Raw genomic sequence first — 21,809 nt, forward strand, 5'->3', positions numbered from 1 at the left:
GCCGCCACATCCCTTATCTTTCAGGCATGATGCCCGTCGGGTTGTGGCAGGAAAAGGAAATCGCTTTTAATGATCCCTCGCGTATTGCTGCTGTTTATCGCCCTCATCGGGTTTAGCGCCGAGGCGCAGTCCATCAAAGAAAGCTATGCTTTTGCCGTACTGGGCGAACCAAAGTACGCGTTTAACTTTAATCACTTTGATTACGTCAACCCTGCGGCCCCCAAAGGGGGGCAAATCACCCTCTCCGCCATCGGCACGTTCGATAACTTCAACCGCTATGCGATGCGCGGTAATCCCGGAGCACGTACCGAAACGCTTTACGATACGCTGTTTACTACCTCTGACGATGAACCTGGCAGCTATTATCCGCTCATCGCCGACAGCGCACGCTATGCTGATGACTATTCCTGGGTAGAAATCGCCATTAATCCGCGAGCGCGTTTTCACGATGGCTCCCCCATTACCGCCAGCGATGTCGCATTCACCTTCCACAAATTTATGACTGAAGGCGTGCCGCAATTTCGCCTGGTCTACAAGGGAACAACGGTAAAAGCGATCGCGCCATTAACCGTACGTATTGAATTAGCCAAACCGGGTAAAGAGGACATGCTCAGCCTGTTTTCATTACCCGTGATGCCAGAGAAGTACTGGAAAGATCATAAGCTCAGCGAGCCCTTATCATCGCCTCCGCTCGCCAGCGGTCCTTATCGCATCACGAAATGGAAGATGGGTCAGTACATTGTCTATTCGCGCGTCAACGATTATTGGGCCGCTAATCTGCCCGTCAACCGTGGCCGCTGGAACTTTGATACCATCCGCTACGACTACTATCTGGATGACAACGTCGCCTTTGAAGCGTTTAAGGCCGGAGCGTTTGACCTGCGTCTTGAAAACGATGCTAAAAACTGGGCGACACGTTATACCGGTAAAAATTTCGCGAATCATTACATCATCAAAGATGAGCAAAAAAACGAATCCGCCCAGGATACGCGTTGGCTGGCGTTTAATATTCAGCGCCCAGTGTTCAGCGACCGACGGGTGCGAGAAGCCATCACCCTGGCATTTGATTTTGAATGGATGAATAAAGCTCTGTTCTATAACACCTGGAGTCGGACCAACAGCTATTTTCAGAATACCGAGTATGCCGCTAAAAATTACCCCGATGCGGATGAACTGGTGATACTTGCGCCCTTGAAAAAAGATCTCCCTCCTGAGGTCTTCAGCCAAATTTATCAGCCGCCGAAATCAAAAGGCGATGGCTACGATCGTGACAACCTGTTGAAAGCCGATGCCTTACTGGAGCAGGCCGGATGGGTACTTAAGGGACAACAGCGCGTAAACAGCGCCAACGGTAAACCCCTGAGCTTTGAACTGTTGCTCCCGGCGGGCAGTAACAGTCAGTGGGTGCTGCCGTTCCAGCACAACCTGCAGCGCTTAGGCATTACAATGAACATCCGCCAGGTTGATAACTCACAAATCACAAACCGGCTGCGCAGTCGTGACTATGACATGATGCCGAGATTGTATCGCGCAATGCCGTGGCCAAGTTCGGACCTGCAAATTCTCTGGGCCTCTGAATATATTGACTCCAGCTATAACGCCCCGGGCGTGCAAAGCCCGGTGATTGATAAACTGATCAACCAAATCATCGCGGCGCAGGGTGATAAAGCCAAACTAATCCCACTCGGTCGGGCACTGGACAGGGTATTAACCTGGAACTACTACATGTTGCCGATGTGGTTTATGGCAGAGGATCGCATCGCCTGGTGGGATAAGTTTTCGCATCCAGCTATTCGCCCCATTTATACCATTGGTCTCGACAACTGGTGGTACGACGTTAACAAAGCGGCGAAACTGCCAGCAGCCAGACGGCAGGGAGAATAAATGGGCGCTTATCTGATTCGACGTCTGCTACTGGTGATCCCAACGCTTTGGGCCATCATCACCATCAACTTTTTTATCGTGCAGATTGCCCCCGGTGGTCCGGTTGAGCAGGCCGTCGCCGCCATTGAGTTCGGGCAAAGCGGGGCATTACCCGGCGCGGGTAGTGAAGGCATTCGCGCCAGCCACGCGCAAACCGGCGTCGGCAATATCAGCGACAGTAATTACCGAGGTGGCCGTGGTCTTGACCCGGAAGTGATCGCCGAAATCACTCGCCGTTACGGGTTCGATAAGCCTATTCATGAGCGTTATTTCAAAATGCTCTGGGACTATATTCGTTTCGATTTCGGCGACAGTCTGTTTCGTAGCGCCTCAGTGCTGACGCTTATCAAAGACAGCCTGCCTGTTTCCGTCACGCTGGGACTATGGAGTACGCTCATTATCTATCTGGTGTCGATACCGCTTGGGATCCGCAAAGCCGTTCACAACGGCAGCCGATTTGATGTCTGGAGCAGCGCATTCATTATTATTGGCTATGCCATACCGGCCTTTTTGTTTGCGATTTTACTGATCGTCTTTTTTGCCGGGGGCAGCTATTACGACCTGTTCCCGCTTCGCGGACTGGTTTCCGCCAATTTTGATTCCCTGCCCTGGTATCAGAAAGTGACCGACTACCTTTGGCATATTACCCTGCCAGTGCTGGCGACGGTGGTTGGGGGTTTTGCCGCGCTAACCATGCTGACCAAAAACTCATTTCTGGATGAGGTACGCAAACAGTATGTCGTCACCGCGCGCGCCAAAGGGGTCAGCGAGAAAAACATTCTGTGGAAACATGTGTTTCGCAATGCCATGTTGCTGGTAATCGCTGGCTTCCCGGCAACGTTTATCAGCATGTTTTTTACCGGTTCGCTGCTGATTGAAGTGATGTTTTCACTTAACGGTCTGGGACTACTGGGTTATGAATCCACCGTATCACGTGACTACCCGGTAATGTTTGGCACGCTCTATATCTTCACCCTGATCGGTCTGCTGCTGAATATCCTCAGCGACATCAGCTATACGCTGGTCGATCCCCGTATTGATTTTGAGGGACGCTAATGTCGCGATTAAGCCCCGTCAATCAGGCCCGCTGGGCGCGTTTTCGCCATAACCGTCGCGGCCATTGGTCGCTGTGGATTTTTCTACTACTCTTCGGCCTTAGCCTGTGTTCAGAACTGATTGCCAATGATAAGCCGCTACTGGTGCGCTACGACAGTAGCTGGTATTTCCCCCTGTTCAAAAACTACAGTGAAAGCGACTTCGGCGGACCATTGGCGACCCAGGCTGATTATCAGGATCCGTGGTTACAGCAGCGCCTGGAAAACCGGGGCTGGATCCTGTGGGCGCCGATACGCTTTGGAGCCACCAGCATTAACTTTGCCACTGATAAGCCCTTCCCTTCCCCGCCTTCTGCACAAAACTGGCTGGGAACGGACGCCAACGGTGGTGATGTGCTGGCACGGATCCTCTACGGCACTCGTATTTCTGTCCTGTTTGGATTAATGCTAACCCTGTGCTCCAGCGTGATGGGGATTATGGCTGGCGCAATCCAGGGCTATTATGGCGGCAAGGTGGATCTGTGGGGGCAACGATTCATTGAGGTTTGGTCAGGTATGCCAACGCTGTTTTTGATCATACTGCTGTCGAGCGTGGTCCAGCCAAACTTCTGGTGGCTACTGGGCATTACCGTGCTGTTTGGCTGGATGAGCCTGGTTGGCGTGGTACGCGCGGAATTTTTACGTACCCGAAACTTTGATTACATTCGTGCTGCCCAGGCGCTCGGCGTGAGCGATCGCAGTATTATTCTGCGCCATATGCTGCCCAATGCGATGGTCGCCGCCCTGACCTTTTTACCGTTTATATTATGCGCCTCGATCACCACTCTGACCTCGCTGGATTTTCTTGGCTTCGGCTTACCGCTTGGCTCGCCATCGCTGGGAGAACTCCTGTTACAGGGTAAAAACAACCTGCAGGCACCGTGGCTTGGTATCACCGCGTTCATCTCCGTTGCCCTGCTATTATCGCTACTGATATTTATTGGTGAAGCGGTACGCGACGCGTTCGATCCCAACAAGGCGATTTAAGATGACACAACCACTGTTAGCTATTGAAAATTTATCGGTAGGTTTTCGCCAACAGGAGACCGTGCGCACCGTGGTCAATACCCTCTCACTGAGGGTTGATGCCGGGCAAACTCTGGCGCTGGTGGGCGAGTCCGGTTCGGGTAAAAGCGTGACCGCACTTTCTATTCTACGGTTATTACCGACCCCTCCCGCAGTCTACCTTTCCGGCGACATCCGTTTTCATGGCGAATCATTGCTTCATGCCGATGAGCAGACGCTTCGCGGCGTTCGTGGGAATAAAATCGCCATGATTTTCCAGGAACCAATGGTGTCGCTAAACCCGCTTCACAACCTTGAAAAACAGCTGTATGAAGTGTTGTCGCTGCATCGGGGAATGCGTCGGGAGGCCGCGCGGGCAGAAATACTGACCTGTCTGGATCGGGTCGGCATCCGTCAGGCGGCCAAACGTCTCGCAGACTATCCGCACCAACTGTCCGGCGGCGAACGCCAGCGCGTAATGATCGCCATGGCGCTGCTTACGCGACCGGAGCTGCTTATTGCCGATGAACCGACCACCGCGCTGGATGTCTCCGTACAGGCGCAAATCCTGCAGTTGCTGCGGGAGTTACAGCGCGAGCTGAACATGGGATTACTGTTTATCACCCATAACCTCAGCATTGTGAAAAAACTGGCCGATACCGTTGCGGTGATGCAAAACGGCCAGTGCGTTGAGCAAAATCGAGCAGCACAGCTGCTCACTGCGCCAACACATCCCTACACGCAGAAATTGTTAAACAGCGAACCTTCCGGCGATCCGGTGCCTGTACCTGCCGGGCAAGCTCCATTGCTGGAAGTGGAAAAACTCTGCGTCGCCTTCCCCATCCGTAAAGGTATCCTGAAGCGCGTGGTGGACCATAACGTTGTGGTTAACAACGTCAGTTTTTCCCTCCGACCCGGTGAAACGCTGGGCCTGGTCGGGGAGTCAGGATCGGGGAAAAGCACTACCGGGCTGGCGCTACTGAGGTTAATCACCTCACAGGGAAGCATTGTGTTCGATGGCCTGGCGCTGCATACCTTAAATCGCCGCCAGCTGTTACCGGTACGTCACCGCATTCAGGTCGTTTTTCAGGATCCCAACTCCTCGCTGAACCCGCGCCTGAGCGTGCTACAGATTATTGAGGAGGGACTGCGCGTTCATCAGCCAACCCTGTCAGCCGAGCAGCGCGAAGCGCAGGTGAAAGCGGTAATGGCGGAAGTGGGACTGGATAGCGAAACGCGGCATCGTTACCCGGCGGAGTTTTCAGGCGGTCAACGTCAACGCATAGCCATTGCCAGAGCCTTGATTCTCAAGCCTTCCCTGATCATTCTGGATGAACCAACATCGTCGCTCGACAGAACCGTACAGGCGCAAATCCTGACGTTATTAAAGTCTTTACAGGAAAAGCATCGCCTGGCTTATATCTTTATCAGCCATGATTTGCACGTAGTACGCGCGTTATGCCATCAGGTTATTGTGCTAAGGCAGGGAGAGGTCGTGGAGCAAGGACAATGCGAGCACGTATTTAATGCGCCACAGCAGGCATATACGCGTCAGCTGCTCGCGCTAAGCTGACGCTCAAAACGGATTGTTATTTGAAAACGGCTCTGCGATGGCCACGCCGAAATTTTTCAGTCTGCAGGTCGCGGCAAATTCATCCTGACGATTCACAAACAGGCACGGCTCCCCTTCGCATTCCAACACGGAACAAGGTACCTCAATGTCGCTGAGGGCCTGGCTGAGTTTATGCATGACTGACCACGCGCTGTCACCATCAGGGCTAAGCAATTTGAGCGCCACCAGGCTGTTCTCATTGCTCTGACCGTTTTGCGGAATCGGTTCAACCTTTGAACCTGCGAAACCCACCGACCAACGATAGCACTGTGGCAGACGATGAACGATTGAGAGTTGTAATGTCATCACTTTCTTTCCCTGGAAGTACAATCACTTCACAATTATTTTACATCAATATTAACACATCATTGACAATACGTCTTTAAACAGTTCGTAAACGTTTACACCCTGACTTTATGCCACTTTCCGAACCAAATATTTAAATTTATTCAACGGTTCTGGCATATTTCCGCGCTATATGTACTCGTTTCTGCGATCTAACTCAACCTTTTTAACTACAATGATGTGACTTTTTACATAAATTGATTTTACATAAAATAAACATAAGCGGGGAAGTTGATAGATTTTCGGTTGATGTACATCAACTCTGGAGGCCCTATCGCCCCCAGGTTGTGTAATAGATCACCGTTTTTTGGCGCGGCTGGCGTAGAGATAGAAGAGAATTGAGCAGGTAGCGCAAAACGCTATCGACCAGATCATCGGCCAGGCCGAGTTAAAAGTCGCCAGTGACAGCAGCGCCCCAACGATGGCACCAATGCCAAAACGGAACGTCCCTGCCAGCGATGACGCCGTTCCCGCCATATGCGGAAATTCATCCAGAATGACCGCCATGGCGTTGGATGACACCATCGACACGCAGCCAACAAACGCCGCAACGCCCACCACCAGCGCCCAGAAACCAACCCCGAACAGCGCGCTAAAGACCATCCAGCCCGCCATCACGAATTGGATCCACAGGCCAGTACGGAACATATTCAACGCCCCAACCCGACGAACAAAGCGGCTGTTGATGATGGTCATCACGAACAGGAAAACAATGTTCAGAGCGAAGTAATAGCCGAAATGCTGCGGTGAAACGTGGTTAATCTCAATGTAAACAAAAGGTCCGGCGCTCAGGAACGAGAACATCCCGGCAAAACTAAACCCACTGGCCAGCATATAGCTCAGTACACGCTTGTGGCGAAACAGCGAGGCAAAGTTGCCGAGAGTAGTACGCAAGCGAAACGGCTGGCGGCGCTCAACTGGCAAGGTCTCTTTGATAAGCGTAAAGATCATCACCGACGCCAGAATAGCCGCCACGGCGAGGATCCAAAAGATGTAGTGCCAGCTCAGCCATACCAATACCCAGCCGCCCACGATGGGTGCCAGTAAGGGTGCAATTGTCGTGACCAGCATGACAAATGACATCATGCGCGAAAACTCTTCCTTCGGATAGATATCGCGCATCAGGGCGTTGATAACCACGCTCGCCGCAGCCGCAGCCAGACCATGGAAGAAACGCATCACGATCAGTTGATCGATAGTTTGTGCCAGCGCACAGGCAACTGCCGCCGCCGCAAACACCAGCGTCCCGCCCAGAATCACCGGCTTGCGCCCAATGCTGTCAGCCATTGGACCATAGAGTAACTGCCCCACCGCGAACCCAAGAATATAGGTACTGAGGGTCATCTGCGCGCTACCTGCAGGCACACCAAACTGTTCAGAGATAACAGGTAGTGCCGGAAGATACATATCAATCGACAACGGCATCAGCATGGCTAACAAGCCAAGGATAAAGACAATGGCAATTGACGAGTTCTGCCGGGTGGTCACATTTAGCTCCTGAAATTAACGCGGGGTTAAGTTAACGCTGGCGATTTCTTCTTCGGTCAATGGACGGTATTCACCCGGCTCCAGATCCTCATCAAGCTTGATGTCACCAATCCGTTCACGGTGCAGTTCAACAACGTGGTTACCGACGGCGGCAAACATACGTTTAACCTGATGATAGCGCCCTTCGCTGATGGTCAATCGCACCTGAGTTGGCGTAATAACCTCCAGCACGGCCGGTTTGGTCAGGTCTTTCTCATTATGCAGTTGTACGCCATGGGCAAACTGTTCGGCGGTGTCATCTGCCACCGGCGACTCCAGCGTCACCAGATAGGTTTTCTCACAATGGTGACGTGGCGAAGTGATGCGATGCGACCACTGTCCGTCATCGGTCATCAGCACCAGTCCGGTGGTGTCGATATCCAGGCGCCCTGCCGCATGCAGTTTGTAGGCAACCGGCTCATCAAGGAAATAGAGCACTGTCGGGTGATCCGGGTCATCCGTTGAGCAAACATAACCCTGAGGTTTATTCAGCATAAAATAGCGCGGGCCATTTTGTTGAATCAGGGAATTGCCGTCATATTCTACGTCGTGTTCTGGCAGCAGCTTAAAGGCACTGTTTTTGACGATTTCACCGTCGACGGTAACGCGGTTAGCACGGATCTCACGCCCGGCAATAGCGCGGCTGACGCCGAGTTGCTGAGCGATAAATTTATCAAGTCGCATGAGTGTGATTTTTGCCTGTAAAAAACAAGAAGCGGGATTGCGCCCGAAAAGTGGGACGATTATCCGCCCAGTATAGCGGCGTTACACCATCCCTCAAGGGAAATGATTCATGGCATACTATACATTGTTGCTGCTTACCTTAATGAGCCCATGATTTTTACTCTTCGCCCGTACCAAAAAGAAGCCGTGGATGCCACGCTCAACCATTTCCGCCACCATCGCACGCCAGCGGTTATCGTCCTGCCAACCGGTGCGGGAAAAAGCCTGGTGATTGCTGAACTGGCCCGCGTGGCGCGTGGTCGCGTGCTGATACTGGCGCACGTTAAAGAACTGGTCGCGCAAAACCATGGCAAATATCGCGCGTTGGGGCTGGAAGCCGATATTTTTGCCGCAGGACTGAAGCGTAAAGAGAGCCACGGGAAAGTGGTATTTGGCAGCGTACAGTCGGTGGCGCGTAATCTTGACGCCTTTCAGGGAGAATTCTCGCTGCTTATCGTCGATGAATGTCACCGTATTGGTGATGACGACGAGAGTCAATATCAGCAAATCCTCACTCACCTGACCAAAGTAAATCCCCACTTACGCCTGCTCGGGCTTACTGCCACTCCTTTTCGTTTGGGCAAAGGCTGGATTTATCACTTTCATTATCACGGTATGGTGCGCGGCGATGAAAAAGCGCTGTTTCGTGACTGCATTTATGAATTACCGTTGCGTTACATGATTAAACACGGCTACCTGACGCCGCCAGAACGCCTCGACATGCCGGTAGTGCAGTATGACTTCAGCCGCCTGCAGGCGCAGAGTAACGGCCTGTTTAGCGAAACGGATCTGAATCAGGAACTGAAAAAGCAGCAGCGAATAACGCCGCATATCATCAGCCAGATTGTCGAGTTTGCCCAGACGCGCAAAGGGGTGATGATTTTCGCCGCCACAGTGGAGCACGCCAAAGAAATTCTGGGCCTGCTGCCTGCTGACGATGCCGCGCTAATCACCGGAGACACGCCTGGTGCAGAGCGTGATGTGCTGATTGAAGAGTTCAAAGCCCAGCGCTTTCGCTATCTGGTGAATGTGTCGGTCCTGACCACTGGCTTCGATGCCCCGCACGTCGACCTTATCGCCATTCTGCGCCCGACGGAGTCAGTTAGCCTTTACCAACAAATTGTCGGTCGCGGCCTGCGCCTGGCACCGGGTAAAACCGACTGTCTGATCCTCGATTATGCCGGTAACCCGCACGATCTTTACGCGCCGGAAGTGGGGGCGCCGAAAGGGAAAAGCGATAACGTTCCGGTGCAGGTGTTCTGTCCCACCTGCGGGTTTGCAAACACCTTCTGGGGCAAAACAACGGCAGACGGCACGCTGATTGAACACTTTGGCCGCCGCTGTCAGGGGTGGTTTGAAGATGATGACGGCCATCGCGAACAGTGCGATTTTCGTTTTCGTTTTAAAAACTGCCCACAATGCAACGCGGAAAATGATATCGCCGCCCGCCGTTGTCGGGAGTGCGACACGGTGCTGGTTGATCCAGATGACATGCTGAAAGCCGCGCTCAGGCTCAAAGATGCGCTGGTCCTGCGCTGTAGCGGCATGGTGTTACAAAACGGCCAGGATGAAAAAGGCGAATGGCTAAAAATCACCTATTACGATGAAGATGGTGCCGACGTTAGCGAACGCTTTCGCCTGCATACTCCCGCGCAACGTACGGCTTTCGAGCAACTGTTTATTCGCCCGCACACCCGAACGCCCGGCATTCCCTTACGCTGGATAACCGCCGCCGATATCCTCGCCCAGCAGGCGCTGTTACGTCATCCTGATTTCGTGGTGGCGCGTATGAAAGGTCAGTACTGGCAGGTCCGTGAAAAGGTCTTCGATTATGAAGGACGCTATCGTCGGGCACATGAATTACGCGGTTAATCGTACTTTTGATTGATGTACCAGCCGTTTAAGTATAGAATCTCGCCCGCTTTTGCATACGCAAAGCAGATCACTTACCTGTTGCTGGGTCGCCTGTAGCAGGAATTATTAAAGAGAGATTTAAATGTTTACTATCAACGCTGAAGTACGTAAAGAGCAGGGTAAGGGTGCGAGCCGCCGCCTGCGTGCCGCTAACAAGTTCCCGGCAATCATCTATGGTGGCGCAGAAGCCCCGGTTGCTATCGAACTGGATCACGATGCAGTTATGAACATGCAAGCTAAAGCTGAATTCTACAGCGAAGTTCTGACCATCGTTGTTGACGGTAAAGAAGTGAAAGTTAAAGCTCAGGCAGTACAGCGTCACCCGTTCAAGCCGAAGCTGGCACACATCGACTTCGTTCGCGCGTAATCGCTTACAAGTTGAAAGAAAAACCCCGCCTCGGCGGGGTTTTTTTATGGGATTTTGTTGGCGGTAAAGATGAATCACGCAAGCCGGATAAGGCGTTAATGCACCCATCCGGCAAACGGCTTTATTTCCCGCCCGAGGTACGACGCTGTAGCTGATCGCGCAGGTTCGGCGGCGTACCTTTGATGGTCAAAGTATCTGTGGCTGGATCCCAGAAAATACGCTCACCCAGTAACATGGCGTCGAAGTTGATGGTTAACCCGCCGCCGCTTCCGGCAAATTTGGTTAACTGGCGCAGCGTGCTGCGATCTGCCGGGAAGCTCTCTTCCAATTCGTAGCCTTTATCAGCGGTAAATTCGCTGAAGCTGACTTCACTGACGCCGGAAAGCTCTTTGGACAGCGACTCCAACTCGATCTCTTCACCGGCCTGCAGTTGCTCGTTACAGTAGCTGTACACCTGCTGACGCACGTTCTGGCGTTCAGCTTTATCGAGTTGCGCCTCGGCAGTAAAGTCATCGACCGCCTGCAACAGGCCGCGGTTTTGCGCTTTGGCGTTAAGCCCCTCGCTGGCGCCCAGGAAGTCCATAAAGAAATCGGCGACTTTGCGCCCTACCCGCCCTTTCAGGAACGTCAGATAGCGCGTGGACTCCGGGTTGGTTTCCCACTCGGTTAAATCAATACGCGCCACGATATCCGCATGATTGATATCCAGATAGTGCGTCGGGTTGATATCCAGATTTTCATTGACGCGCATACTGCTTAAATTGTTCAGCACGGCGACCAGCAGATACTCTACCGCCAGATAGCGGTAATGGCAGAACAGGACAATGCCGCCATCAGCAAAAGGATATTTCGCCAGTTCGTCTCGCAAGCGCCCAGTCGCTGCACGACTAAAGGCCAGAAAATCCTCTTCGCCCTGACGCTGTAAACGCAGCGTTTGCGCCAGTTCACTCTCTGCGCTAAACAGGCCATAAGCTTTATTCTTGGCGCTGTACACCCGATGCAACTCAGCCATCATATCGACAACGGTCGCTGTCGGTTCCAGTAATGAATCGCGCAAGACCAGCTCAAGGTTCTGCTCGTCACGTTTGATAAGCTGGTGCAGGGCAATCTGGTTGATATCCAGACTCATGATAAACTCTCCTTTTAGACCGGGCGGTATTCAACCACCTGCCGGGCAGTGACGCAATAGAAGATAAAAAAGCAGAAAAAAAACTGTCTGTACGGTAATATGTTGCCCTTTCATGAACAGACTGATTTCGATTTATGCCACAAATTTCCCGCTATAGTGACGAACACGTTGAACAACTGCTGAATGAGATGCTCAACGTACTGGAAAAACATAAGGCGCCGACCGACCTTTCCCTGATGGTACTGGGAAATATGGTGACTAACCTTATCAATACAAGCATCGCACCGGCCCAGCGCCAGGCGATTGCCAACTCTTTTGCCCGCGCATTGCAGTCTTCGGTAAACGACGACCAAGCGCATTAAGAGCCTGCTCCGGGGAAACGAACAACAGTTTATGGTAACTCATCGTCAACGCTACCGTGAGAAAGTCTCCCAGATGGTTAGCTGGGGGCACTGGTTTGCCTTGTTCAACATTCTGTTGGCCATGGTGCTCGGTAGCCGTTACCTGTTTGTCGCCGACTGGCCGACAACCCTTGCAGGTCGTGTTTATTCCTACCTGAGCGTTGTCGGGCATTTTAGCTTTCTGGTGTTCGCCACCTATCTGCTGATCCTGTTTCCCCTGACGTTTATCGTCATGTCCCAGAGGCTGATGCGATTCTTATCAGCTATTCTGGCGACGGCTGGCATGACGCTGTTGCTAATCGACAGCGAAGTTTTTACCCGCTTCCACCTGCATCTCAATCCGATCGTCTGGGAACTGGTCATCAACCCAGACCAGAATGAAGCGGCGCGTGACTGGCAACTGATGTTTATCAGCGTACCGGTTATTCTGTTAATTGAAATGCTGTTTGCGACCTGGAGCTGGCAAAAGCTGCGCAGCCTGACGCGTCGTCGCCATTTTGCCAAACCGTTAGCAGCATTCTTCTTCGTTTCCTTTATCGCCTCGCACGTGGTGTATATCTGGGCGGATGCCAATTTCTATCGCCCGATTACCATGCAGCGTGCGAATCTGCCGCTCTCCTACCCGATGACGGCACGTAAATTCCTGGAAAAACATGGTCTGCTGGATGCGCAAGAGTATCAGCGACGCCTGATCGAACAGGGCAATCCGGAAGCGGTTTCCGTGCAGTACCCGCTCAGCGAACTGCGCTATCGCGATATGGGCACCGGTCAGAACGTGCTGCTGATTACCGTCGACGGTCTGAACTACTCACGCTTTGAAAAACAGATGCCTGCGCTGGCTGAATTCGCCGGGCAGAATATCTCGTTTACGCGTCACATGAGCTCAGGCAACACCACGGATAACGGCATCTTTGGCCTGTTCTATGGTGTTTCGCCAAGCTACATGGACGGCATTTTGTCGACCCGTACGCCTGCGGCGCTGATTACTGCACTGAACCAGCAAGGTTACCAGTTAGGGCTATTCTCCTCGGATGGCTTTACCAGCCCGCTGTATCGCCAGGCGCTGCTGTCAGACTTCTCCATGCCAAGCGTACAAACGCAATCTGACGAACAAACCGCAAGCCAGTGGATTAACTGGCTGGGACGCTACGCGCAGGAAGATAACCGCTGGTTCTCGTGGGTCTCCTTTAACGGGACGAACCTTGATAACAGCAACCAGAAGAACTTTGCCAAACGCTATGCCAGCGCCGCTCAGGATGTGGATGCCAATATTAACCGTATTCTTAGTGCCCTGCGCGACTCCGGTAAACTGAACAACACGGTGGTGATTATTACCGCAGGTCGGGGCGTGCCGCTGACTCAGGAAGAGAACAATTTTGCCTGGTCGCGCGGTCATCTGCAGGTTCCGCTGGTTATTCACTGGCCGGGAACGCCTGCCCAACGCATCAATAGCCTGACCGATCATACAGACCTGATGACAACGCTCATGCAGCGCCTGCTGCACGTCAGCACGCCTGCTAACGAATACTCGCAGGGGCAGGATCTGTTCAATGCAAACCGCCGCCATTACTGGGTTACCGCCGCCGACGGCAGCACGATGGCCGTTACCACGCCAGAGATGACGCTGGTGCTGAACAACAACGGTAATTATCAGACCTATGATTTACGCGGCGAAAAAATAAAAGATCAGAAACCGCAGCTAAGCCTGCTGCTACAGGTTCTGACGGATGAGAAACGATTTATTGCTAACTGATTAATTATAAATCACTTAGCGATGCTTCCCCTTGCATTCGCAGCGGAAAGCAGTAGTATTAGCAGCCATAGCGTCGGCACGTAGCGCAGCCTGGTAGCGCACCGTCATGGGGTGTCGGGGGTCGGAGGTTCAAATCCTCTCGTGCCGACCAAAAATCCCAGAAAAACCAACCTTCATGGTTGGTTTTTTTATGCCCGCGATTCCACGTTCCTTATTATTACCCCGGCCTTTAGCACAGGTTTTACTACTTACCCATGCACAAATTGGGGTAAAATTTACCCTCTCATCAGCGCGATGAAACTAGACGAGTGATGCGCTGAAAACAATAATGATACTAATAAAAACTCAGGAGAATAGTATGCCTGAAGCAACGCCTTTTCGGGTGCTGATTGTCGACGACCACCCACTAATGCGGCGAGGAATTAGTCAATTATTGCAACTGGACCCCGCATTTAACGTAGTCGCAGAAGCTGGTGACGGCGCCAGCGCTATCGATCTGGCTAACCGTCTGGACCTGGATGTGATCCTGCTGGATCTCAATATGAAAGGCATGAGCGGACTGGACACCCTGAATGCGCTGCGCCGGGATGGCGTCACCGCGCAAATTATTATTCTTACCGTCTCGGATGCAGCCAGCGATGTGTACGCCTTAATTGATGCCGGCGCGGATGGTTATTTACTCAAAGACAGCGATCCTGAAGTCTTGCTGGAGGCCATTCGCAGCGGCGCCAAAGGCGGTAAAGCTTTTAGCACACGCGTCAGCGAATATCTGCGCGAACGCGACCTGTTCGGCGCACAAGAAGATCCCTTCAGCATTCTCACCGAACGTGAACTGGATGTATTGCATGAACTGGCTCAGGGGCTGTCGAACAAACAGATTGCGTCAGTGCTGAATATTTCCGAACAGACCGTGAAAGTGCATATTCGCAACCTGCTGCGCAAACTCAATGTGCGCTCTCGCGTTGCTGCCACTATCCTGTTTTTACAAACGCGTGGAATGCAGTAATCCATGAAGAGGCCGGATAGCCCCGATATGCGAAGCGCTATCGGGGCTATTCTGGATACTTATTTCTCCTGCGGCGTTAGCTGCTCCATTGCCTGCTTAATGCTTCGTTCTATTACCGCCCGACGGGTATCGTTGGCAGGTAATAGTTTCAGCATCATCTCCCACGCCGCAACCGCCTCGCCGAAGCGCTGCTGTTCAAAGGCGTTGAAAGCGTACATGCTGAGAACCCGCACATTGGCATGTTCGCCACGCACCAGTTGGCGTAGCAGCTCCCCTCCCCGACGGTTATCATCAGGATCGGAAGAACGGGTCAGCGCCTCCGCATAGCCCAGCGCCGCATCGCTGTTTTTAGGATCCAGTCGATAGGCATTGGCATAGGCTTCAGTGGCCGTACTGGCGTTACCGAGAACCATGCCAATGCGTCCAAGCATGATCCAGCCTTCAACATTTGCGGGATCGGCTTGTAAACGCGTACGCAGCCCCAGCGCCAGACGCGCCATATCTTCTTCATTGAGCGGTTCCGCTTTCGGATCCAACGCTCGCTCCAGCAACGCCGGAGCCTGAGCGGTGGCCTGCTGCCAGACCTGAACCTGCTTATAGCTGCCGGTTTGGTAATAGCTTACTGCGCCAACCACCAGCGCCACCACGATACCAGGCACAAACAACCCGAATCCACCGCGCTTGCCATTCGGAATAACATCGTCAGGAAACGCTTCCTGTTTCACACGGACGCGTCGGCGAGTACGGGCGAAAATAATCCAGCCCCCCAGACCAATCGCTACCACCGGCATCACCCACAGCAGCACGGTAAGCGGCGTTAACGGCGGATCGTACGTGACGAAGTTGCCGTAGCGCGCCACCATGTAATCGACAATTTCTTTCTGGCTTTTTCCTTCCTGCATCAGTTCGTACACTTTCTGACGCAGGTCGGTGGCAATCATCGAGTTAGAATCGGCAATGCTGTTGTTCTGGCATTTAGGACAACGCAGTTGTTCAGTAAGCTGGCGGAACTGCTGCTCCTGCGCTTCGTCCTTAAACTGCATCACGTCGATAGTCGCAAGCGCGGATCCCGAGATAACCAGCATTAGCAGGCCCAGTAAAAATCTCATTGCGCAGCCTCCTTACTGTACTTGTCCCATAACGGTTTGATCTCGCTCTCCCACACCCGGGCGTTCAGATCGCCGGCATGGCGATAGCGAATAATGCCTTTGCCGTCGATCAGGAACGTCTCAGGAGCACCGTACACGCCAAGATCCAGACCGAGCATACCGTCGCCGTCAAACAGACTTAATGAGTAAGGATTACCCAGCTCTTTCAGCCAGACAATGGCTTTCTGACGATCATCTTTATAGTTCAGACCCACTACCCGCACGCCTTGCGCAGACAGCTGATTCAGATACTGATGCTCGGCGCGACAGGTCGGGCACCAGGTCGCCCAGACGTTCAGCAATACCGGTTTGCCCTGCGTCAGCACATCGGCCTGATAGTGCTGCCCCGGATTTTCCAGTGACTCCAGGCGGAATGTCGGAACAGGTTTGCCGATCAGCGCCGATTCCAGATTAGTGGGATCGTCCCCCTGAGCGTTACGCGCGAGCTGCCACAGCAGCGCTGCCGCAATGATGAGAAAAATAATAAACGGAATTAACAGTGCGTTGCGCTTCATACAGCCTCCGACGCATTTTTTTGCACCGCGGCGCGAGGACGCGTCCGCTGGCGATAGCGTGGATCAAACAGGCAGAACAACCCGCCCAGCGCCATCAGCAATCCTCCGGCCCAAATCCAGCGAATAAACGGTTTGTAGTACAGGCGTACAGCCCATGCGCCATTATCCAGTTCTTCACCCAGCGCAGCGTACAGATCGCGCGTGAATCCGCCGTCAATTGCCGCTTCGGTCATCATCGAACTGGTGCTGTTATAGAAGCGTTTTTCCGCATGCAGCGTGGCTTCCGGCTTACCGTCTCGGGTAACGCCAATAATGGCAACGCCGCCCCGGTAGTTTGGCCCGGTAATATCTTTCACTTCGCGGAAAGTGAACTGATAGTTATGGATACTAACGCTATCACCCGCTTTCATGCGCACATCGCGTTCAACGCTGTAGTTCTGGCTAAAGGCAATACCAACAATGGTAATCGCCAGCCCAACGTGACCCGATACCATGCCCCAGTAGCTTGGCGTCAGCTTTGTCCCACGGGAAATACGCAGGAACGCTTCGGACATCGCCAGTACGAATATCCAGCACGCCATCGCCAGCCCCACCACTGTCATGGCGGCAATGCGATCCTCTAGCAGCCACGGCAGCAGCAGCGACAGAACAAGGGTGGTGACAAACGCGATAAGCAATAACGTTTTCAGTTTACGCGGTCGGTCACGGCCCCAGCGCACTAATGGCCCAATCCCCAACAACAGTGCGAACGGCGCCATCAGCCAGGTGAACATGGTGTTGAAAAACGGCTCGCCAATCGAAATGCTGCCCAGTCCCAGCTGTTTGTGCACCAGCGGCAGCAGCGTGCCCAGTAGCACCACCAGCATGGCGGCAATCAGCAGGACGTTATTCCCCAGCAGCAGCGATTCACGCGACCACAGCGCGTTGTTTACCCGTGAGCGAACCTTGTGACCGCGCACCGCAAACAGCAGCAGGGAGCCGCCAATTACCAGCACCATAAAGGCCAGAATAAACATCCCGCGCGACGGATCGGAGGCGAAAGCATGCACCGACACCAGTACGCCGGAGCGCACCAGGAAAGTACCTAACAGACAAAGTGAGAATGCGCAGATTGACAGCAACAGCGTCCAGGCTTTAAAGCTGGCGCGCTGTTCGGTTACCGACAACGAGTGCATCAGCGCCGTTCCCACCAGCCATGGCATAAACGAGGCGTTTTCAACCGGATCCCAGAACCACCAGCCGCCCCAGCCCAGCTCGTAATAGGCCCAGGCCGAACCGAGCACAATGCCCAGCGTCAGAAACACCCACGCGGCCAGCGTCCACGGACGCGAAAAACGGGCGAATGTGCTGTCCAGTCGTCCACTCATCAGCGCAGCAATCGCAAACGCAAAAGCGACCGAGAAGCCGACATACCCCATGTACAGCAGCGGCGGATGGAAAATCAGCCCCGGATCCTGCAACAGCGGGTTCAGGTCACGTCCTTCAATCGGGAAGTTCGGCAACGTGCGGGCAAACGGGTTGGAGGTAAACAGAATAAATAGCAGGAAACCGACGCTGACCATTCCCATGACCGCCAGCACGCGGGCGACGATATCCAGCGGCATGCGCTGGCTGAACGCCGCAACGGCGAACGTCCAGCCGCTCATCAGCAGCACCCACAGCAGCAACGAGCCTTCATGCGCCCCCCACGTCGCCGCCACCCGATACCAGACCGGAAGCTGGGTATTGGAGTTGCTGGCGACGTAGGTCACGGTAAAGTCATTAACCACGAAGGCGTTGACCAGAATCAGGAACGCCCCCATCACACAGATAAACAGTACCCAGGCAAAGGGACGCGCGGAGGCCATCATCCGCACGTCGCCGCGCGCTACGCCCCACAGCGGATAGACCGACAGCAGTAATGCAACGCCAAGCGCAAGGCACAACAGCGCATTGCCAATTTCAGGCATCATGACGTTTTATCCTTATAAACACTTTCCGGGCGACGGTGGTTTTCCTGCATCGCTTTTTCGACTTCCGGCGGGGTGTAATTTTCATCATGTTTAGCAAGCACTTCTTTGGCCTGCACATGATTTCCCCCGTCCAGTTCGCCCTGAACGACGACGCCCTGCCCTTCGCGGAACAGATCCGGCAGAATGCCTTCATAGGTGACATCCACCACACCTTCGGCATCATAGATGCTGAAATTCACCTTCAGCGACTGCGGATCGCGCTTTACGCTGCCAGGCATAACCATACCGCCCACGCGCAGGCGCTGGCCGACTTCAGGCATTTGCTGCGTTTCGCGCTTACCGTAGAGTATCTCTCCCGGCGTATAGAACAGATCGATATTGGAACGCAGCGCGTAGAGCACCAGCGAAATGGTCAAAGCCAGACCTGCCAGGACCGCGCAGGCTATCCATAACCGATTTTTACGTCGAATATTCACGCCGCCTCCCGTTGCACTTGCGCCGCACGCATGCGCGCTTCTCTCGCCCGCTGCTGCGCGACACCGCGTAAGATTGCACGATGCTGTAACGCAGAATGCAGCACCAGCGCCACCAGCGGGACAATGCTCATCGCCACAGCCAGCCAGACATACAAGGCGTAACCGCCCATCGCGAAAAAATCACTCCATGATGCAAATGCAGGGGTCATTGGCGGCCTCTTTTTAAGATCAGTTCGCTCACCCACGGGCGGCGTTTTTCCATCATCAAAATCAGGTTACGCATGCGCATCAGCGCCAGCGTGACAAACAGTAACAGGTAGCCGACGATCGCCAGACGCAGCGGCGCGCGCATTGCCGGATCGATACTCTGCTGCATACGGGTCGACCCCTGATGCAGCGTATTCCACCACTCGACCGAGTAGTGAATAATCGGTAAGTTGACCACGCCAATCAGCACCAGAATGCCGGCAGCGCGACCAGCCAGACGGCGGTCGTCAAAGGCATGCCACAGCGCAATGGCGCCAACGTAGAGAAACAGCAGCACCAGTTCAGAGGTGAGTCGGGCATCCCAGACCCACCAGGTACCCCACATCGGTTTGCCCCATGCAGAGCCCGTCACCAGCGCAATAAAGGTAAACACGGCACCAATGGGCGCCATCGCGGCCAGCGCCAGATTGGCCATTTTCATCTGCCAGACCAGGCCAATAAACGCGGCAACGGCCATCGATGCATAAATACCCATCGACCAGATTGCCGCCGGAACGTGCAGATAAATAATGCGATAGCTCTGCCCCTGCTGATAATCCGCAGGCGCGAAGCCAAAGCCCCAGATCAACCCGGTTATCAGTACCACCGCGCTGGCAATCGCCAGCCACGGGATAAACCAGCCGCAGATCTGATAGAGCCGAGGAGGCATCGCCAATTGATGAAGTGTTTTCCACATAGTTCAGTCACCAGACTCCGTAAATTAATATCCATTGTGCCGGAGCACCTTGCCCGGCCTGCATATCTCAACTGCGCTACTGCACGCTGATCCGTAACGCCGCAGCTGTGGCAAACGGGCTTAGCGTGGCGCTGCCGACCAGCAACGCGCCCAGAATCGCCATGTACCCTTCAACCGGTAAGTGCATGGAAGCCGCATCCATCGCCGCGGTCGCAAAAATCAGTAAGGGTATGGTGAGCGGAAGTACCAGCACGCTTAACAGCACGCCGCCGCGCTTTAAGCCCACCGTCAACCCCACGCCCGGCGCGCCGAGGAAGCCCAGCGTCGGCGTCCCGAGTAACAAGGTCAGCGCCATAATTTTCCAGCCGTACATATCCATGCCCAGCAGCAACGCCACCAGCGGCGAGAGGATTAGCAGCGGCAGGCCGGTCACGACCCAGTGCGCCATCACTTTCGCCAGCACCACTGCCGGCAGCGGCAGCGGCAGCAGCATCAGTTGCTCAAGGCTGCCGTCCTGCAGATCATCACGAAACAGGCGTTCCAGCGCCAGCAACGACGCCAGCAGCGCCGCAACCCAGATGATGCCCGGCGCAATACGCGCCAGCAGTTGCGGCTCCGGCCCAATGCTCAGCGGGAACAGCGTAATAACAATCAGGAAGAACCATAAAGGATTGGCGATTTCCGCACTATGACGAAACGCAACTCGTAGTTCTAAACGGAAGATTCGCCACATCATTGCGTTGCCCTCTCGCTGGTCAGCGCAATACGTCGCACTTTATCGGTCTCGACATTGAGCGGTTGGTGGGTGGTGAGAATAACAATACCGCCCTGCTCCGTATGCTGCGCCATACACTGAGTCAGTCGCTCAACGCCGTTCACATCAATGGCGGTAAAGGGTTCGTCGAGGATCCACAGTCGGGCGCGGGTCAGCCACAAACGGGCCAGCGCCACGCGCCGCTGTTGTCCGGCGGAGAGTTGATTCACCGGGATATCTTCATATCCGGCAAGCCCCGCCTGCGCCAGCGCAGCCAGACACTGTGCGACGTCGCCGTCATGGTGGAAGAAACGCAGGTTTTCCAACGCCGAAAGCCGGGTTTTTATCCCCGGCTGATGTCCGATCCACAGCAGTTGTTGATGGTAGCTGTCCCGCACGTGATGCAGCGGTTGCTCTTGCCAGCAAACCTCCCCTGCGTCGGGACGCGCCAGCCCGGTAAGTAACCGCAGCAAAGTGGTTTTCCCTGCGCCGTTGCTGCCGGTAATTTGTACCCATTCCCCTGCGTTGACGCGAAATGACAAATCGCTGAACAGTATTCTGTCATCCCGCTCGCAAAGTAATTCTCTGGCTTCAAGCATACCTGGTTATCTACATCCTGTTAAAATCCCGGTTTGACTTCGCGCATATCAGGCAGTTTGTGCGCTATCCCTTTATGACAGTCAATACAGGTTTGCCCGTCTTTCACGGCCTGGTCGTGCATTTTGGCCGCAACGCCTTTCTGGGCGGTTAAATCCATAAACTCGAAGTTGTGACAGTTTCGACACTCTTGCGAATTGTTATCTTTCATACGCCGCCACTCATTTTGCGCCATCGTTAAACGATGGTCTTCAAATTTCTGCGGTGTATCTATTAACCCCAGTGCTTTCGCGTACAGCTCTTTACTGGCCTTGATCTTACGAATCATTTTCGGACCCCACTCATGTGGGACGTGGCAATCAGGGCAAGTCGCTCGCACACCACTACGGTTGTTGTAGTGTACGGTTTCCATGTATTCCTGGTACACCGTATTGCGCATTTCGTGACAGCTAATGCAGAACTCTTCTGTATTGGCCTTTTCCATACCGGTATTAAAGCCGCCCCAGAAAATAATGCCGCCCACAAAGCCGATTAACAACAGCGTGCCGAGCGCCAGACGGCTGGGGCGACGCCACCATTGCCAGACGCGCTTAATCCAGCCTGGTTTACGGTTAGAATTTTCCAT

The 21,809-nt window shown here is 53.8% G+C and carries 22 protein-coding genes and 1 tRNA gene; 10 read left to right on the plus strand and 13 right to left on the minus strand.

The window, feature by feature from the left end:
• Positions 1-69: 69 nt before the first annotated feature.
• The 4 genes from BZK42_RS06360 to yejF are packed head-to-tail and all read left to right on the plus strand — an operon-like array spanning position 70 to position 5,595.
• Positions 70-1,884: an extracellular solute-binding protein gene (locus tag BZK42_RS06360; protein WP_080858917.1), complete on the plus strand. Its 1,815-nt coding sequence runs from the start codon at positions 70-72 to the stop codon at positions 1,882-1,884.
• Positions 1,885-2,979, plus strand: a complete 1,095-nt coding sequence (locus tag BZK42_RS06365; RefSeq protein WP_016153751.1) for a microcin C ABC transporter permease YejB — start codon at positions 1,885-1,887, stop codon at positions 2,977-2,979. It abuts the gene before it with no gap.
• Positions 2,979-4,004 carry an ABC transporter permease gene (locus BZK42_RS06370; RefSeq protein ID WP_080858918.1) on the plus strand — a complete coding sequence of 342 codons (1,026 nt, stop codon included), beginning with the start codon at positions 2,979-2,981 and terminating at the stop codon, positions 4,002-4,004. The genes BZK42_RS06365 and BZK42_RS06370 overlap by 1 nt, the downstream gene beginning before the upstream one ends.
• 1 nt (position 4,005) lies before the next feature.
• On the plus strand, positions 4,006-5,595 hold the full coding sequence (gene yejF, locus BZK42_RS06375; protein WP_049268560.1) for a microcin C ABC transporter ATP-binding protein YejF: 1,590 nt from the start codon (positions 4,006-4,008) through the stop codon (positions 5,593-5,595).
• A 3-nt stretch (positions 5,596-5,598) separates the two neighbouring features.
• Here the strand turns inward: yejF and BZK42_RS06380 are convergent, their stop codons facing one another.
• The 3 genes from BZK42_RS06380 to rsuA all read right to left on the minus strand — a co-directional run bounded on the left by BZK42_RS06380 (position 5,599) and on the right by rsuA (position 8,190).
• Positions 5,599-5,943 carry a YejG family protein gene (locus BZK42_RS06380; protein ID WP_029139605.1) on the minus strand — a complete coding sequence of 115 codons (345 nt, stop codon included), beginning with the start codon at positions 5,941-5,943 and terminating at the stop codon, positions 5,599-5,601.
• A gap of 333 nt (positions 5,944-6,276) precedes the next feature.
• Positions 6,277-7,467, minus strand: coding sequence for a Bcr/CflA family multidrug efflux MFS transporter (locus tag BZK42_RS06390; protein WP_016153755.1), 1,191 nt, complete (start codon positions 7,465-7,467; stop codon positions 6,277-6,279).
• Between the two features lie 15 nt (positions 7,468-7,482).
• Positions 7,483-8,190: a 16S rRNA pseudouridine(516) synthase RsuA gene (gene rsuA / locus BZK42_RS06395; RefSeq protein ID WP_016153756.1), complete on the minus strand. Its 708-nt coding sequence runs from the start codon at positions 8,188-8,190 to the stop codon at positions 7,483-7,485.
• Between the two features lie 150 nt (positions 8,191-8,340).
• Between rsuA and radD the strand changes: the two genes are divergently transcribed.
• Together radD and rplY are read left to right on the plus strand one after the other, a co-directional pair.
• A complete protein-coding gene (gene radD, locus BZK42_RS06400) occupies positions 8,341-10,101 on the plus strand; it encodes a DNA repair helicase RadD (protein WP_080858944.1) in 1,761 nt (586 codons plus the stop codon).
• Between the two features lie 124 nt (positions 10,102-10,225).
• Positions 10,226-10,510, plus strand: coding sequence for a 50S ribosomal protein L25 (gene rplY, locus BZK42_RS06405; RefSeq protein ID WP_016153758.1), 285 nt, complete (start codon positions 10,226-10,228; stop codon positions 10,508-10,510).
• A 121-nt stretch (positions 10,511-10,631) separates the two neighbouring features.
• Here rplY and yejK read toward each other — a convergent pair whose 3' ends face one another.
• Positions 10,632-11,639 (minus strand): nucleoid-associated protein YejK, encoded by a 1,008-nt coding sequence (gene yejK / locus BZK42_RS06410; protein WP_016157002.1) that lies wholly within the window; start codon positions 11,637-11,639, stop codon positions 10,632-10,634.
• A 134-nt stretch (positions 11,640-11,773) separates the two neighbouring features.
• Here yejK and BZK42_RS06415 point away from each other — a divergent pair, with 134 nt between their 5' ends.
• From BZK42_RS06415 to narP, 4 genes are all read left to right on the plus strand, one after another.
• Entirely contained in the window at positions 11,774-12,001 is a 228-nt protein-coding gene (locus BZK42_RS06415; RefSeq protein ID WP_003027506.1) for a YejL family protein, read from the plus strand.
• A 31-nt stretch (positions 12,002-12,032) separates the two neighbouring features.
• Positions 12,033-13,793, plus strand: a complete 1,761-nt coding sequence (gene yejM, locus BZK42_RS06420) for an LPS biosynthesis-modulating metalloenzyme YejM (protein ID WP_016153760.1) — start codon at positions 12,033-12,035, stop codon at positions 13,791-13,793.
• Between the two features lie 74 nt (positions 13,794-13,867).
• Positions 13,868-13,944: transfer RNA gene (locus BZK42_RS06425), tRNA-Pro, on the plus strand.
• Between the two features lie 207 nt (positions 13,945-14,151).
• Entirely contained in the window at positions 14,152-14,799 is a 648-nt protein-coding gene (gene narP / locus BZK42_RS06430) for a nitrate/nitrite response regulator protein NarP (RefSeq protein ID WP_016153764.1), read from the plus strand.
• A 59-nt stretch (positions 14,800-14,858) separates the two neighbouring features.
• Here the strand turns inward: narP and BZK42_RS06435 are convergent, their stop codons facing one another.
• From BZK42_RS06435 to napC, 9 genes are all read right to left on the minus strand, one after another.
• Entirely contained in the window at positions 14,859-15,908 is a 1,050-nt protein-coding gene (locus BZK42_RS06435; RefSeq protein WP_016153765.1) for a cytochrome c-type biogenesis protein CcmH, read from the minus strand.
• Complete coding sequence (gene dsbE / locus BZK42_RS06440; RefSeq protein ID WP_003834613.1) at positions 15,905-16,462, minus strand: thiol:disulfide interchange protein DsbE; 558 nt, start codon at positions 16,460-16,462, stop codon at positions 15,905-15,907. The genes BZK42_RS06435 and dsbE overlap by 4 nt, the downstream gene beginning before the upstream one ends.
• Positions 16,459-18,414 carry a heme lyase CcmF/NrfE family subunit gene (locus BZK42_RS06445; RefSeq protein ID WP_016153766.1) on the minus strand — a complete coding sequence of 652 codons (1,956 nt, stop codon included), beginning with the start codon at positions 18,412-18,414 and terminating at the stop codon, positions 16,459-16,461. Before BZK42_RS06445 ends, dsbE begins: the two co-directional genes overlap by 4 nt.
• Positions 18,411-18,890 (minus strand): cytochrome c maturation protein CcmE, encoded by a 480-nt coding sequence (gene ccmE / locus BZK42_RS06450; protein WP_016153767.1) that lies wholly within the window; start codon positions 18,888-18,890, stop codon positions 18,411-18,413. Before ccmE ends, BZK42_RS06445 begins: the two co-directional genes overlap by 4 nt.
• Positions 18,887-19,099 carry a heme exporter protein CcmD gene (gene ccmD / locus BZK42_RS06455; protein WP_016153768.1) on the minus strand — a complete coding sequence of 71 codons (213 nt, stop codon included), beginning with the start codon at positions 19,097-19,099 and terminating at the stop codon, positions 18,887-18,889. Before ccmD ends, ccmE begins: the two co-directional genes overlap by 4 nt.
• Positions 19,096-19,833: a heme ABC transporter permease gene (locus BZK42_RS06460; protein ID WP_016153769.1), complete on the minus strand. Its 738-nt coding sequence runs from the start codon at positions 19,831-19,833 to the stop codon at positions 19,096-19,098. The genes ccmD and BZK42_RS06460 overlap by 4 nt, the downstream gene beginning before the upstream one ends.
• 76 nt (positions 19,834-19,909) lie before the next feature.
• Positions 19,910-20,569: a heme exporter protein CcmB gene (gene ccmB / locus BZK42_RS06465; RefSeq protein WP_003027542.1), complete on the minus strand. Its 660-nt coding sequence runs from the start codon at positions 20,567-20,569 to the stop codon at positions 19,910-19,912.
• Complete coding sequence (ccmA, locus tag BZK42_RS06470; protein WP_080858919.1) at positions 20,566-21,186, minus strand: cytochrome c biogenesis heme-transporting ATPase CcmA; 621 nt, start codon at positions 21,184-21,186, stop codon at positions 20,566-20,568. The genes ccmB and ccmA overlap by 4 nt, the downstream gene beginning before the upstream one ends.
• Positions 21,187-21,206: 20 nt before the next feature.
• Positions 21,207-21,809 carry a cytochrome c-type protein NapC gene (gene napC, locus BZK42_RS06475; RefSeq protein WP_003027548.1) on the minus strand — a complete coding sequence of 201 codons (603 nt, stop codon included), beginning with the start codon at positions 21,807-21,809 and terminating at the stop codon, positions 21,207-21,209.

It is taken from the genome of Citrobacter braakii, assembly GCF_002075345.1.
GTDB classification, from domain to species: Bacteria; Pseudomonadota; Gammaproteobacteria; order Enterobacterales; family Enterobacteriaceae; genus Citrobacter; species Citrobacter braakii.

What these genes read in the sequence shown, in the direction of transcription:
- BZK42_RS06360 (WP_080858917.1), top strand. Translation starts at nt 70, where the DNA reads ATGATCCCTCGCGTATTGCTGCTGTTTATCGCCCTCATCGGGTTTAGC.
- BZK42_RS06365 (WP_016153751.1), top strand. Translation starts at nt 1,885, where the DNA reads ATGGGCGCTTATCTGATTCGACGTCTGCTACTGGTGATCCCAACGCTT.
- BZK42_RS06370 (WP_080858918.1), top strand. Translation starts at nt 2,979, where the DNA reads ATGTCGCGATTAAGCCCCGTCAATCAGGCCCGCTGGGCGCGTTTTCGC.
- yejF (WP_049268560.1), top strand. Translation starts at nt 4,006, where the DNA reads ATGACACAACCACTGTTAGCTATTGAAAATTTATCGGTAGGTTTTCGC.
- rsuA (WP_016153756.1), bottom strand. Translation starts at nt 8,190, where the DNA reads ATGCGACTTGATAAATTTATCGCTCAGCAACTCGGCGTCAGCCGCGCT.
- radD (WP_080858944.1), top strand. Translation starts at nt 8,341, where the DNA reads ATGATTTTTACTCTTCGCCCGTACCAAAAAGAAGCCGTGGATGCCACG.
- rplY (WP_016153758.1), top strand. Translation starts at nt 10,226, where the DNA reads ATGTTTACTATCAACGCTGAAGTACGTAAAGAGCAGGGTAAGGGTGCG.
- yejK (WP_016157002.1), bottom strand. Translation starts at nt 11,639, where the DNA reads ATGAGTCTGGATATCAACCAGATTGCCCTGCACCAGCTTATCAAACGT.
- BZK42_RS06415 (WP_003027506.1), top strand. Translation starts at nt 11,774, where the DNA reads ATGCCACAAATTTCCCGCTATAGTGACGAACACGTTGAACAACTGCTG.
- yejM (WP_016153760.1), top strand. Translation starts at nt 12,033, where the DNA reads ATGGTAACTCATCGTCAACGCTACCGTGAGAAAGTCTCCCAGATGGTT.
- narP (WP_016153764.1), top strand. Translation starts at nt 14,152, where the DNA reads ATGCCTGAAGCAACGCCTTTTCGGGTGCTGATTGTCGACGACCACCCA.
- BZK42_RS06435 (WP_016153765.1), bottom strand. Translation starts at nt 15,908, where the DNA reads ATGAGATTTTTACTGGGCCTGCTAATGCTGGTTATCTCGGGATCCGCG.
- dsbE (WP_003834613.1), bottom strand. Translation starts at nt 16,462, where the DNA reads ATGAAGCGCAACGCACTGTTAATTCCGTTTATTATTTTTCTCATCATT.
- BZK42_RS06445 (WP_016153766.1), bottom strand. Translation starts at nt 18,414, where the DNA reads ATGATGCCTGAAATTGGCAATGCGCTGTTGTGCCTTGCGCTTGGCGTT.
- ccmD (WP_016153768.1), bottom strand. Translation starts at nt 19,099, where the DNA reads ATGACCCCTGCATTTGCATCATGGAGTGATTTTTTCGCGATGGGCGGT.
- BZK42_RS06460 (WP_016153769.1), bottom strand. Translation starts at nt 19,833, where the DNA reads ATGTGGAAAACACTTCATCAATTGGCGATGCCTCCTCGGCTCTATCAG.
- ccmB (WP_003027542.1), bottom strand. Translation starts at nt 20,569, where the DNA reads ATGATGTGGCGAATCTTCCGTTTAGAACTACGAGTTGCGTTTCGTCAT.
- ccmA (WP_080858919.1), bottom strand. Translation starts at nt 21,186, where the DNA reads ATGCTTGAAGCCAGAGAATTACTTTGCGAGCGGGATGACAGAATACTG.
- napC (WP_003027548.1), bottom strand. Translation starts at nt 21,809, where the DNA reads ATGGAAAATTCTAACCGTAAACCAGGCTGGATTAAGCGCGTCTGGCAA.